The organism is Leptospira ainlahdjerensis, assembly GCF_016919175.1.
GTDB classification, from domain to species: domain Bacteria; phylum Spirochaetota; class Leptospiria; order Leptospirales; family Leptospiraceae; genus Leptospira; species Leptospira ainlahdjerensis.
The window spans coordinates 120,932-134,204 of sequence record NZ_JAFFPU010000029.1 but is presented as its reverse complement, the minus strand read 5'-3'; the positions used below and the strand labels follow the sequence as shown (position 1 = coordinate 134,204).

At 43.1% G+C, this 13,273-nt stretch carries 11 protein-coding genes; 5 read left to right on the top strand and 6 right to left on the bottom strand.

Annotation, left to right across the window (positions count from 1 at the left end; genetic code table 11):
• Positions 1-743: 743 nt before the first annotated feature.
• Entirely contained in the window at positions 744-1,736 is a 993-nt protein-coding gene (locus JWG45_RS07815; protein ID WP_205279197.1) for an LA_2444/LA_4059 family outer membrane protein, read from the bottom strand.
• Between the two features lie 344 nt (positions 1,737-2,080).
• Here JWG45_RS07815 and JWG45_RS07810 point away from each other — a divergent pair, with 344 nt between their 5' ends.
• A complete protein-coding gene (locus JWG45_RS07810) occupies positions 2,081-3,061 on the top strand; it encodes a patatin-like phospholipase family protein (RefSeq protein WP_205279196.1) in 981 nt (326 codons plus the stop codon).
• 89 nt (positions 3,062-3,150) lie between these two features.
• Here the strand turns inward: JWG45_RS07810 and JWG45_RS07805 are convergent, their stop codons facing one another.
• Entirely contained in the window at positions 3,151-3,603 is a 453-nt protein-coding gene (locus JWG45_RS07805) for an acyl-CoA thioesterase (RefSeq protein ID WP_205279195.1), read from the bottom strand.
• Positions 3,604-3,923: 320 nt separating this feature from the next.
• On the opposite strand from JWG45_RS07805, the gene JWG45_RS07800 reads away from it, so the two are divergent.
• Positions 3,924-4,289 carry a hypothetical protein gene (locus JWG45_RS07800; RefSeq protein WP_205279194.1) on the top strand — a complete coding sequence of 122 codons (366 nt, stop codon included), beginning with the start codon at positions 3,924-3,926 and terminating at the stop codon, positions 4,287-4,289.
• A gap of 21 nt (positions 4,290-4,310) precedes the next feature.
• Here the strand turns inward: JWG45_RS07800 and JWG45_RS07795 are convergent, their stop codons facing one another.
• Positions 4,311-4,991, bottom strand: coding sequence for a TetR/AcrR family transcriptional regulator (locus JWG45_RS07795; protein ID WP_205279193.1), 681 nt, complete (start codon positions 4,989-4,991; stop codon positions 4,311-4,313).
• Between the two features lie 98 nt (positions 4,992-5,089).
• Between JWG45_RS07795 and JWG45_RS07790 the strand changes: the two genes are divergently transcribed.
• Positions 5,090-6,550: an amidohydrolase family protein gene (locus JWG45_RS07790; RefSeq protein ID WP_205279192.1), complete on the top strand. Its 1,461-nt coding sequence runs from the start codon at positions 5,090-5,092 to the stop codon at positions 6,548-6,550.
• 2 nt (positions 6,551-6,552) lie between these two features.
• The gene (locus tag JWG45_RS07785; RefSeq protein ID WP_205279191.1) at positions 6,553-8,019 is read left to right on the top strand and encodes a M20 family peptidase; all 1,467 of its coding nucleotides are present in this window, start codon (positions 6,553-6,555) and stop codon (positions 8,017-8,019) included.
• 16 nt (positions 8,020-8,035) lie between these two features.
• Here the strand turns inward: JWG45_RS07785 and JWG45_RS07780 are convergent, their stop codons facing one another.
• Both JWG45_RS07780 and JWG45_RS07775 read right to left on the bottom strand, forming a co-directional pair.
• Complete coding sequence (locus tag JWG45_RS07780) at positions 8,036-9,838, bottom strand: methyl-accepting chemotaxis protein (protein WP_205279190.1); 1,803 nt, start codon at positions 9,836-9,838, stop codon at positions 8,036-8,038.
• Between the two features lie 274 nt (positions 9,839-10,112).
• A complete protein-coding gene (locus JWG45_RS07775; RefSeq protein WP_205279189.1) occupies positions 10,113-10,955 on the bottom strand; it encodes a sigma-70 family RNA polymerase sigma factor in 843 nt (280 codons plus the stop codon).
• Between the two features lie 156 nt (positions 10,956-11,111).
• On the opposite strand from JWG45_RS07775, the gene JWG45_RS07770 reads away from it, so the two are divergent.
• A complete protein-coding gene (locus tag JWG45_RS07770; protein WP_205279188.1) occupies positions 11,112-11,546 on the top strand; it encodes a universal stress protein in 435 nt (144 codons plus the stop codon).
• 406 nt (positions 11,547-11,952) lie between these two features.
• Here JWG45_RS07770 and JWG45_RS07765 read toward each other — a convergent pair whose 3' ends face one another.
• Positions 11,953-13,230, bottom strand: a complete 1,278-nt coding sequence (locus tag JWG45_RS07765; RefSeq protein ID WP_205279187.1) for a DEAD/DEAH box helicase — start codon at positions 13,228-13,230, stop codon at positions 11,953-11,955.
• Positions 13,231-13,273 lie beyond the last annotated feature (43 nt).

Sequence of the window (13,273 nt, the reverse complement as noted above, 5' to 3'; positions counted from 1 at the left end):
GTCTCTCGACCGGTCAAACCCTTTTTAAAAAAATTAGCCGAATTTTAGAGGTTTTTCTAAAAAAAGGATCCGGACAAATTCTTTCACAAAAGCGAAGCTTTCTTTCTAATTCTTTCATTTTTGGAAATAACTTTTTGAATTTTGCAAAAACCTCTTCGGAACTTATGAACAGTTTATTTACAGTCTGCCCCATCTTGCCCGTCACCCAAAAAATCAGAACCAGTGAAATAGTATATTCGTTTTTCAGAATATATCTAATATTTAAAAGATTCGGTTTTTTGTAAAAGAAAGAGAATGAATTTACAATTCGGAAGTAAACTTTCAAACCTTTCCTCTTTCGAAATCGTCTCGTAGTTTTCCATGATTCCCTCTCTATTTTGCTATGGCCTGATTGTCTCGAAGTAGAATCAAAAGAGGATTGTTTTCTAAATATCACGTTCTATAATTTGCTTCCATTCGATCTTTTTCGAAAAAATCCGAAGAGATTTCGGACCCAAATCCAAACGAGCGAATTATCTCGGATTTTTCGCCCCCTTAAAATCAGAATCGAACGTTTCAGACAACGCCCAAACACAAAGCGGATCGACGTTGTATAACGTATAACAAATAAGAATATCATTCTATCAAACTCCGAAGAGAGTTTTACTTTTTTTTTCAGAACGAAAGAGCCGCTCGGCGATAATCGGCGAATAAAAGAATCCTATTGGATAATATCTATTTGTAGAGAGCTTTTTTTCCTCTTCTCAAAAGGTCACGGAAGCTCCCAGATAAAAGCCCTGTAAAATATCATGATTCCCCGAACGAACGGGATGAGAAATGGTTGGAATGTGGCTTCCTTGTGTGGGAAACGGACTTGTTTGCGGATTCCCAATACTCAAATCCGTTTGTTTGAATCCGTAATAACTAAAGTAAGAATAGATATAGTTGTAACCGGCAAAAAATTTCACCGATTCTAAAATTCGATAACTCAAAGAAAGATCGATTTCATATCCTCGATAGATTCCTTGGACTCCTGCGTTTCCGTTCGAGACTACGACGGAATCCGGAAGTAACATCTGTTCTTTATAAAATCGATTCCCTTGCGTGTAGAAAAGATCGAGGCCCAAGTGAACGGAAATTTCTTTCCAGAGTTTGTATTCCGTATTCAAAACGAGTTGAGGGCCGTATGTATAAAAGTATTCCTGATATCTTCCTTCACGCAGATAATAGCCGTATTTGTATTTGTTGATATTTCGGATTCCGACACCGGCAAACAATTTCCAATCTTCTGTTAAGTTTAGAATTTTATAATAATTCAATTCAGCCTCGGATCGTAGCATCGGATTCAAGTATTGTCTTCGAACTTGAAAACTTCCGGCGGAATTTTCTGTTACGTTCGTATTTGCGTTCGCCAACTCCACTTCGAATGCAGAAATTTCGATTCTAAATTTTTTCTCAGGATTTTCGTAACGAAACGTTAAGGGAATGAGAACCTTTTGGTTTTGTTTGACCGATTCCGTTTTGACCGAATTCTCAAAGGGAGAATGTTCCGAATAGGAAGTATAATCGTAAGGTGTCCATTGGTAGGTTTGTCTTTTGATGAGAATTTCGAATTTTGATTTTTTCTTTTCGACGGGAACCGATTCTTCTTTTGCCTCCGCGAGAAGCGGATTCCAATGGAACCAAAGAAAGAGAAAAATCGCTCCTCTCCACAAGGATGTTTTTTGAAAAAGAAAACGGGTTTTATTCTTTCGCATTTTTTCCCCTCTCTTAGAATATTTTTTTGAGTAGAAGTTCGAATTCTGCAGATCCGAAGATCTTCTTTCGAATCTCAGGTCGATCCGCCAAAAAAAGTTCAAAATCGGATTACGATCAACTCGAATTTTGTGCGGTCCAATTTCGAAATGTATCCTTTTCCGGTTCGATCCGAAATCGTTTTTTTGTTTTTTTCGATCAATTCGTATCTTAGAATCGTTAGACGTCACGGATTCATTCTCGGTTCTGAGTCTGAAGTTCGGCTTCTCCAAGGGAAACTTCAAAATTCGATCTAAAGAATCGGATATCTCATTGAAAGAATTCTCCTTTCCTAAAATTTGCTCGTATGAGCTCCTACTTTACGCCCGGAAAAGAATCCTTTAAGAGGGACAACAATACCCTTCCTAAACCCGGAAAAAAATCCACGGCGCTGATCGTCGCCGGCGGCGGAATGAAGGGTTCTTTTGCAGGCGGAGTTTTAGCCGCTCTCCACCAATACATTCCCTCCACACATTTTGATCTTATCGTAGGAGTTTCCTCCGGTTCTTGTTCGGCCGCCTACTACGCAACCGGTTACGAGCAGAGTTATGAAGAATCCCTTAAAATTCTGGATATCTGGAAAAAGGAACTCATTGGAAATAAATTTATTTCTTTTTTTCATCCCTTTAAAGGAAAAACCCTCTTAGATCAGGAATATCTCATCGACTATATTTTCGGTGAAAAATACCGCCTTCCTTCCGAAAACTTCGATAAAAAAGAAGCCCCGCCTCTCTATGTGGTAGTCACAAATTTGGCAAAACTTCAAGCCGAGTATATAAAGACATCGGCGTCCAACGCTCTCAATCTCCTCAAAGCGGCGACCTCTCTTCCGATCGCAACCCGCGGAAAATGGAAATTGGACGGTCAGTTTTACGGGGACGGAGGAATCGCGGATCCGATCCCTCTCGAAAAGGTGATCGAGGCGGGTTATAAAGACATTACGGTTGTATTAAATAACAATCAAGACGAATTCTCAAGTCCGATTTCAAAACTCGAAGGCTGGCTCGCGTATCCTTCCAACAAAAAACTCCATCACATGATCACAAAAGTACACCATACGATGTACAACCGCGCGATGCAAATCATCCAACATCCTCCCAAGGACGTTCGTATCAAGGTGGTCGCTCCGACCTATCAAGAATTGACGATGGTGACCACGAGCGCCGAAAAACTCACGCGCTCAGTCAATCGAGGCATCGAAGCCGGTTTTAAGGCGGTCGCTTCCATCAAAGAAGAGTTTTCGCATTTTAAAAACAAACTCAAAGACAAGGGTTGGAAAATTCTATAATTCTCGGCTCCAAAAAAACGGCGCGCGTTTTATAAAAACGCGCGCATTCGTCCAAATCGAAAAACAAAACAACAGTAAATTATAAAATTCTAATTTAACGAGGACATTTCAGGATTTACGGAATCGATTCCGATTTGTGCGAGAGCGACCGGCTTTCGCTTATGAATGTCCATAAAAAACCAGTGCGCGAGGCACACCGCCACGAGTTTTCCGTCCGAAAGACGATATGCGTATTGATCGTGAAAGGCTTTTATTTTTCCTTCGAATCTGATTTTGGAGTCGATTCGGATCTTTTCCGGATAGGTGAGTTCGTTTTTGTATTCCAATTCGATTTTGGTGACAACCGGGCTGATTCCAAACTCCTTGAGCAGACGATTCATATCCACACCCGATTGAACCATAGCTCGAAACCTCGCTTCGTCAAAATATCCGAGAAAGACGATGTTGTTTACGTGTTGATTCTGATCGATTTCCTGCCAGCGGACTTCCGTAAAATATTCCTGTGTTTTAAGAAGTTTGGATTCTGCGTTCAAATTCTGCATGTTTTCGCTCCCGGCGTTTCCCTTGCTTTTTCTTTGGAATACAACAAGGTTAAAAAGCTCGCTTGCTCATGAATTTGGAATCGAATCTACGTTCACTCCCTTTTATTGGATATTGATTCCTAAATAAAGACGGTTGATTCTATTTTACGGTATAGCAGGAAACAGACTCGAAAAAAGGGATAAAACCGATATATGACACCTTTCGACGAATACTTTAGAAAGACTGCATATTCCTTATCGATAAAATATCTTATGGAAACGAATTTCATTTTACGAAGGCACGTGAATCGAAATTCTCAACAAAGAAAAAAGGAGCTTGTATGAATCGAAATCAAATTCGTTGGAGAAACGCTTTCGTAATCGGGATTATTTCAGGAATTTTAGAAGGACTGCTCGTGGGTTTTGCGGATCCGAACGTGGGGACTTGGATGTTAGTTCAATCGATTCTTTTTTGGTTTTCCTGCGGTATGATAGTCAGCCTCGTAGAAAGCGGGTTTTCGAAATTCTGGACCGCTCTGATTTTTACAGAAATTATGAATCTTCCCTGGCTGATCGCGTTAGTCGTCATTCCTGGAAACTATCAACACTTAATTCCTCTCGTAGTCGCGAGTCTGATTTTCGGTTCCGTGATCGGTGGAATGAATTTGTTTTTAAAAACTCCCGTCTCTGATTTCGGCAAAAATTAAATTCCTAAAAAAACAAATTACTCAATCGGGTCCAAAACTCTTATAAGCCATATAGAGGTGGTTCGTTATCATTCCCCGTAATTGCAAAAGAACCCCTCTTTTTTCTTTTTCTTCCATCATCGAAGTGAGCCGAAGCGCACTTCCGATCGAGTCGCAAACGAGAATACAAAGATCCATCAATCTCTGTTTTTTCATCTTAGGAACGAAACACTCTATCGAGTCGGCGATGATTTCAGCATTCTTTCTTGTGTCCTCCAGATCCAATTCTCGAAGAGTCGGATAAGCCTGCGAACCGCTCCAGACGATCTGGAAAACCGGGTCGTTCGAATACGCCTTTTCAAAAAGTTCCAGGATTTTTTTGATCACCCTCTGGAATTGAATTTCGTCAGGATTTTTTTCCCGGTATTGACGGAGTTCTCTTTCGAGATCCGAACGAAGCGTTTCGAGATAAGACTGCGCGATGGCCCTTAAGATCGCGGGTTTTCCCGAATAATAACGGTAAATCGTCCCGATCGGAGAACCGATATAGTCCGCAATTTCCTGTAGAGTAAAACGATCCGGGCCTACCTTTAGAATTAATTCTCTGGCGGAATTCAATATCGATTCCTGCTTTGCCCGAGCTCTTTTCTGAACCGGCTTGGCCCTCGCAAGTAAAACTGACTCTCCGTCCATTCCGCCATCCTCAATTCTTTCTTTTTTCATTCAATCAAATCATTCTTGACATAAAAATGAGGATTCCTCATGATTATAAAACTTTAAAAAATGAGGATATCTCACTTTTGTAGATTGCGGGGAACTTTATGAAACAAAAAATAATCATCACATTCTTGTGCGTCCTATCCGGTTTGATTCTGATTTTTTGGAGATCCTTATCGTATCCGGTGATCGGAATCCATCCAAAAGAGGATTTTGTTTTGGATCAGATTCGTGTTTTTAATCCGGATCGTAAGAATTTTTCCAATCTCAGTCTCGAATTTAGAAACGGTCGGATTTTCAAAATCAGAAAAGTTCATTACGGGAGTTCTTCCGAATTTTCAGGTATGACGGCAACTCCTGGAATCGTAGATATGCACGCACATCTTCCTCCTCACAATCTTTTGGATCTGATTCCTTACTTTTCGCTCCTTTATCTTTCTCACGGAGTTACGAGCGTTAGAATCGCCGGCGATATCGACGGAACCGCCGTCCCCTACGCAAGAAAAGGAATCGAAGATGGAGATTTTTTTGGACCTAGGATCTTTTCCTGCGACGCTTTCGTTACTTCGGGAATTCCAAGATGGAAAAATTCAATCCTCGTCAATTCTCCGGAAGAGGCCTCGGAAGCGGTCCGCGCGCTTAAAAAAAAAGGCGCGGATTGTATCAAATCCTATGAAAATCTAAACGTTCCGATAATACGTGCGTTAGTCGAAACTGCAAACAAGGAAGGGCTTCCCGTGATCGGTCACGTTCCTTACGGAATGACTTACGAAGAATCTAAAATTCCGGACGTTCAGCATTTTTTCGGGATTCCGAGACCCGCTTCCCTAAAAAGGGACAACGTCTTAAATCGAGGATCGGATTGGAACGAAGTGAACGAAAAATTGTTAAACGACATAGTAAAACATTCTGTCAAAAACAAGATTGCGAATACTCCTACGTTAGTCGCGTCCGAACGGATTTTACTCTTTTCCGATTACGAAGCCGCTAAGGAGGATTCCGCCGTAGCTTTGATGCCCCGTTTTTATAGGGAAGTAGTCTGGAATCCGGAAATTGGAATTCCTGCGTATCGATCCATAGAAAAAGAATATCTTCAAAATCACGTTCAGACCGCGATTTTGAAAAAGAAATCCTTGTTGTTAAAACTCTTTCGAGCGGGCGCCGCTCTTTATCTGGGCTCTGACGCACAACAACCCTTTGTGGTTCCGGGAGCAAGTCTGCATCAGGAGATGCGTCTCTTTCAGGAGGCCGGAATTCCTTCCTACGACGTTTGGAGAATGGCGACCGTCGACGCAAATCGTGCGATCAGAAACGAGACTTCTTTTTCAATCCAAGAAGGGGCGTCTCCGGATCTTTTAATCTTTCAAGAAGATCCGACGAACGACCTTACAAAAATTTCGAGTCTTTATGCCGTCGTCTCGCAGGGGAAATTGTATCTCAAAAAGGATTTGGATTTTTTGGTTCAAGAATTTAGGGGACAACAATCCAAGTTTATTTTCGAACAACTTTCCCTGTTTCTCGGTAAATTAGCGCTGGAAAAACAGACTAAGGAGTTTAAACACTGATCATGAAAAAGGTTCTTCTTTTTGCGTTATCCGTTCTTTTACTCCTCCTTTTGTTTACGATCGTTCGTACGTTCTCGGTTTCTTCGTTTCAGTCCAAAATAGAGCCGATTCCCGAGGAGAATCTTCCGATCGACGCCGCCCTACGAAGGCTTTCGGCGGGAGTTCGTTTTAAAACGGTTTCCTCTCTCACCGATACAAAGTCGAATTCGAACGAATTCCTTTTGTTAAACGAACACCTCCGCAAAAGTTATCCTTTAATCGAATCGACGCTCAAAAAAACGAAGGTCAGCAACTTTTCCTTTTTTTACGAATGGGAAGGTAAAAATCAGAATCTAAAACCGATTCTTCTCTGCGCCCACACGGACGTCGTGGACGTCGATCCGTCCACGAGTAATCTATGGACACACGATCCCTTCGGCGGTGAAATTCGAGACGGTTTTGTTTGGGGAAGAGGAGCCTGGGACGACAAAAGCAGCGTCTTTGCTATATTAGAATCTATTGAAATTCTTATACAAAGGGGGCACGTTCCGGAACGTTCCGTTTTTATTGCGATCGGACAGGACGAGGAAACTATCTACGGAAAACTCGGAGCCAAAGCGATCACCGAAGTTTTTAAGAAAAGAAACATCCGTTTTGAATACGTTTTGGACGAGGGTCAGATCATCGCGGAAGGTTTGATTCCCGGAATCGAAAAGCCGATCGCTCTGATCGGAATCGCTGGCAAAGGTTATCTTTCTCTCGGACTCGAAGTCGATCTCAAAGAGGGAGGACATTCTTCGATGCCTCCGAAAGAAACCGCGATCGGAATTCTAAGTTCCGGTTTGTCCCGTATGGAGGAAAATCCGTTTCCTCTTTCTTTGGGAGATGTTCAAAAGACTACGTTTCAGTGGCTCGCACCCGAAATGAAGTTCGGATCCCGTTGGATCATGAGCAATCTCTGGCTTTTCGGTCCGATTCTAAAACTGCGTCTGAACGAAAAAAATTCTACAAGAGCCCAACTTCACACCACTTCGGCGATCACAAAAATTTCGGGCGGTTTTAAAGACAACGTTCTTCCCGCAAACGCCGAGGCCACGGTCAATTTTAGAATTCTTCAAGGAGATTCTCACCAAGGTGTTTTGAATCGGACCGAAAAAATTCTAAACGACAAAAGAATCCGTCTGATTCCCCCGGATACGATTTTCGAACCTTCTTCCGTTTCGAAAATCGATTCGGTTGGATTTGAAACGATTCGACGTTCGATCCAGGAAACGATCAAGGATGTAATCGTGGCTCCGGCCATCGTTTCGGCTTATACGGATTCTCTTCACTACGGCGCGGTTGCGGATAACGCGTTCCGTTTTTTCCCGGTCCGAGTCAAACCCGACGACGTAAAAAGATTTCACGGGATCGACGAAAGAATTTCGATTTCGAACTACGAGGAGATGATTCGCTTTTATCTCAGGTTGATTTTGAATTCTTCCAATTGATAAACGGAGTAATTCATCAGGTGGTAAAAAATTCCACTTCTGATTTGAGTTTTCCTGCTTGTTCGTTCAATTTGATGGCGAGTTCGTCGATTTCGGATACGACTTGATTTAAGAATTCGGTAGTTTCCGAAATGGCGACGATCGTTTTGGAAAACTCAGTCGAAGTCTGAGCCTGTTCTTGTGTATGATTTCGTATCTCATCGGAAGAATGGGAAAGATCGGCAAACGCCGATTTTACCTGTTCGCTCGCTACGAGTTGTGAATCCGAAAGTTGTGCGACTTCGGAAACCCGATCGAGTGTGATTCCTACTGTGTCTCCGATTCTTTTGAATACGGTCTGCGTCGATTCGATCACTTCCCTTCCGCTTTTGGTCGCGTTCAAAGCCTCGGCGATAGCGGACGTGATTCTTTTGGCGTTGTCCTGAGTTTGTTCCCCCAACTTCGCGATTTCCTGGGCAACGACCGCAAATCCCTTTCCGGCCTCGCCCGCTCTTGCGGCTTCGATCGCGGCGTTTAACGAAAGTAAGCCGATTCGGTCCGTGATGTCTTTGATTACGTTTACGGTGGCTCCCATCTTGGAAGTGCTTTCCTCGATCGCTTCCATGGCTTTTTGAGTTCCTTGCAATGCGTCTTCCCCACTTTTGGTTTCGCTTCTCATTCGATCCGCATCAACCTTGGTTTCCAGAAGAGCGGTGTGAACCTGGCGGATTCTTCCTTCCAACGCTTCCAGAGAAGACTGTGCTTTTTTGGCGATCTGAGTCTGACCTTCGGCGCGGGACGCCGTAGAATGAATCGACGCTGCAATCTCTTCGACCCCGGAACTCATCTCTTCGGTGGACGCGGCCTGGTCCTGCATCTTTCTAGACAATTCTTTCGTGTTGTCTCCGAGTGTTTTCGAACTTCCCGAAAGTTTTTCGGCTTCTCTGGAAACACTTTTTACGATGATACGAAGCCGTTTCACAAATTCGTTCAGAGCGCGGCTGTTGGATCCCAACTCGTCGCTGGAAACCATCGGAAGAACGTGGGTCAGGTTTCCATTGGACATCTCTCCAAAAATACGGATCATATTTTCGGAATTTCTTCGGATCGTGAGAGAGAGTTGATAAGAAGCGATTACGACTGCGATCAACATAAAGATAAGCGTTAATACCAGAGGAACTGTCACGTCTCCGAGTTTGATCCAACCCGATGTCTCTTCGAACAAAAGATAACCGAGAATGATAATCGGTAGGATCGCAATCGAGACGATCGTGCTGAAAATTCTCGCGTGAACTCCCACCATTCGAATTTTATCGGAATCGATTTGTACTTCGTTGAGACGATCGGATTCTAAGATATCGACAAAGCTGGATTCAGTTAGAAAAAAATGGGAAACACCTAAAATCGGATAGATGATCAGAGGAAGAAAAAGGAAGGGAAGAGATTCCAAAAAAGTGGGGATAAAAAAGAAATGAATAAGCCACCAGGCAAACGGAATTCCCGTACTCCACTGAACCAGATAAAAACCCGAATTGTAAACCGGGAAGTTGAGAATTTTTGTTTTTACGACGACCCGTTCCTGTGTGTTGAGGGAAAACCAGTTCTTGTCTTCCAGATTTCGAAGGATTTTTCCCAGATAAAAAAAACGAATCGTTGGAAGCAAGTAAGAGGTTGTGACTGAAATCAATGCGGCTATGATGAGCGCGATCGCTTGGTCAAAGTCGTAACCTCCGGCAGAAATAATAAACAAAACCGCCAAAGGAACGGCCAAAATTGTAGTGAGCAATTCCAAACCTACCGTCAATTTCCATCGAAGCCTGCGTGATTCTGACTGATTCATTTCTTACTCTTTTTTAAAATTGGAACAACCATTGTATGGGATGTATGGAAGTGATCTACACATTATCAGACGAGCTTATTTTTTTCCGCATACAGGCATCGGTCAACAATTCCTTTCCAAGAAACAAGGGACGACTTAAAAAGACCGGATTCTGACACAAAATTTACAAGTGGTCCTAAAAAAATGGATTCGCAGAAAAGATTCGATTCTTCTTTCCAAAATTCGAATCGGTAAGGACTTTTTCCAAAACGATTCTTAGGAAAATCTTTTCGGACTAAGCCGACTTGGATTCTTGGGAGAGATCCTCTTCCGAGTCGATTCCCGATCGTCTTAGGCTATTCATTGTTTGGTGATAGAGTCTTTTGACTCCGTGTTCGTTCCAGCCAAACCAAATTGCGATTTCCAGAAAGGTATAAATAGAATCGGCTTTGAGAAGTTTTTTTTTGAATTTTTCTTTGAGCCTGGAGGAGAGAAAGATCGCCCCCTCTCGTCTGGAGAATCGGATCTGATGAGAAGATTCCAATTTTTCCAGGAGCAGAAGTTCTTTGTTTCTACAACGAAATCGTTTTTCCTTTCTTTCTTTCAAGAATTCCGAAACGGAATTTCCGGAGGCTAAGAGGATTCTTTTGAGAAGAAGAATCTCCTTTCTTTCCAAATAAAGATTGTGTTTCAATTTGAAGATGAGAATTCCCCTTGAATCCCCTTTTTCCCAAATGTCCCTAAGAAAAATGCGGAAAGGATCGATCCGTTTTTCTTGTCCGGGTTCGAAAGAAGGAGCTCCTTCCAGCCGGTCTGGATCCAAATAAGCGGCTTCTTTTTGGGAGCGTTTTTTTTCCTTTTTCCATTGATTGAAGACCAGGTGTTTCCAAAAAACGAACGCAAAGGCCGGAAAATTTCTGTATCCTTGTGTCTCGTAGATTTTTACGAAGCTTTCGATTCTTTGTATAAAATTGAGGAGGACTTCCGACCTTCCGTCTTCGTCCAGGGAGTATTTACGGACAGCAAACCTTTGGACCCAGAAATCGGCTTGTTTTAAAAGCTGATCTGGTTTTCCCGTTTTCTTATATTCTAAATAAGAATTTACTAATATTCGATCTATGTCGGTCTTTTGATTCATAGTCGAAAAAGGGAGAATTTTGTTTTCTTTGTCTAAAACTTTTGGCGATTCGTCCTTCCACCTTTGATCAAAATCAATGCTCCTTTGTATAAAATTTTCCATTTTTTGATTGGAAAACCGACTCGGGGAGATACACTTCTGCAAAAGAGAAAAAACATGCAAAGACTGATTAAAAAAATACTGGTTCCTGTGGACGGCTCCGAGAGTTCTAAAAAAGCGTTGGAAATGGGAATCGCGCTTGCAAAGGTTTCGAGTGCGAGTCTGACGATCTTGGAAGTTGTCGAAGAATTCGGTCCCCTTCCCGGTTATTATGAAAAGGCCCCCGAGGGAAAAGACCGGGTAAAGTGGATCAGCGAGCAGAGATTTGAAAAGATTCATTCTACCTTGGATGAATCTCCGGAAATCAAATGGGATCGTTTGGTCCTTGAGGGGTACCCTGCGGATACGATCGTAGAGACCGCGGCAAAAGGAAAATATGATATGATCGTTATCGGTTCAAGAGGGCTTTCTGCGGTCGGAAGATTTTTAGTCGGTTCCGTTTCTGACCGAATTGTCCACCACGCGCCTTGTTCGGTCACCGTGGTGAGATAAACATTTTTAGGAATCTGCTGGAGTTCCTACGCAGGGGTTTTGGCTCGCGAAAAATTTGTTTTTCTGATGGAGGAAAAGTCTCCTGAGTTTTTCTCGCCACCGCTCCCCTGCAGCGCCCCATAAGGAAGCGACGCACTGAGTTTCCCGAGATCAGCGTAAGCTTATCCACAAGTTAGGAGGGGGTGCAAAGAGAATTGTCCAGCATGAAAGGGTTTTGTAGGAGTTCCTACACGGGGATTTGTGTTTGCAAAATTAGAATTTTGTGATAAAGGAAAGTCCTCCGGAAATCTTCCGCCCCCCGCCCCTGCGAGCGCCCCATAGGAAGCGATGCACTGAGTTTCCCAAGATCAGGGTGGGGCCCGCGACTTTTACGGTAGAATTGTCGGAGTTCCGACTAAACCTCCCCTTAACGGAAAGATCTCTGCTTCGAAGGAGAATTCGTCTTTTTACGACTGGGAGACGAATGGAATCTCTGTGGAGGTCTGCCTCCCGAATTCGACTTGGGCTTGATCCGTCCGGTAAAGTGCATTACGTTTTCCGAATGGAAAGGTTGTTGTTGATTGACGGGAATCTTCTGACCGATCACTCTTTCGATGTCCCGAACGAAGGCCCTCTCTTCCATGTCGCATAACGAAATTGCGACCCCTTGAGTACCCGCTCTCGCAGTCCTTCCGATTCTATGCACGTAACTTTCGGGAATGTTCGGAATCTCATAATTGATCACGTGGGAAATTTCATCGATGTCGATCCCTCTCGCCGCGATATCGGTCGCGATGAGTGCGCGGATTTTTCCGGCTCTAAAATCTTCTAAAGCTCTTTGTCTCGCGGATTGGGATTTGTTCCCGTGAATCACATCCACGGAAATTCCGCTCTTCCCCAAAAGTTCGGAAACACGATTGGCCCCGTGTTTTGTCTTCGTAAAAACGATCACTCTTTTTAGTTCCGGATTCTTAAAAAGATGTTTTAGAAGTTCCTTCTTTTTGTCGGAATCCACAAACATTACCGATTGCTGAATCAATTCTACTGTAGAAGAAACCGGAGTCACTTCGATTCGAACCGGATTTACGAGCATTGTCCCCGCAAGTTTTTCAATATCAGGGGGCATTGTCGCCGAGAAGAAAAGATTATGACGTTTTTTCGGCAGCATCGCGATGATCTTTTTTATGGAGTGAATAAAACCCATATCGAGCATCCGATCCGCTTCGTCCAAAACGAAAACTTCAAGTTCGTTCAAACTTAAGAATCTTTGATCGATCAGATCCACGAGCCTTCCCGGTGTCGCCACAAGAACGTCCACACCGGAAGAAAGACTTTTTACCTGAGGGCTCTGACCTACCCCTCCGAAGATTACGGCGGTTTTTAATTTCAGATGTTGGCCGTAGACTTTAAAACTATCGTGAACTTGGATCGCGAGTTCTCTCGTAGGAGTCAAAACCAAAACTCGGGTTTGTTTTGCCGCGGCCTTTCGATGATTCGAAAATAAACGATGAAGAATCGGAAGCGCGAAGGCTGCCGTTTTACCGGTCCCTGTTTGGGCGCAACCCAAAAGGTCTTTTCCTTCGAGCAAAGGAGGAATCGCCTGAATTTGAATCGGCGTCGGTTTTGAATATCCAACGTCTTTGATGGATTGCTGGATTAAAGGAGCTAAAGGAAGATTCGAAAAATTTTCTATTGGATTGTGCAATGGGAACCGGCTTGTTTCATCCAGGATTTGAGAGATCCCCAAA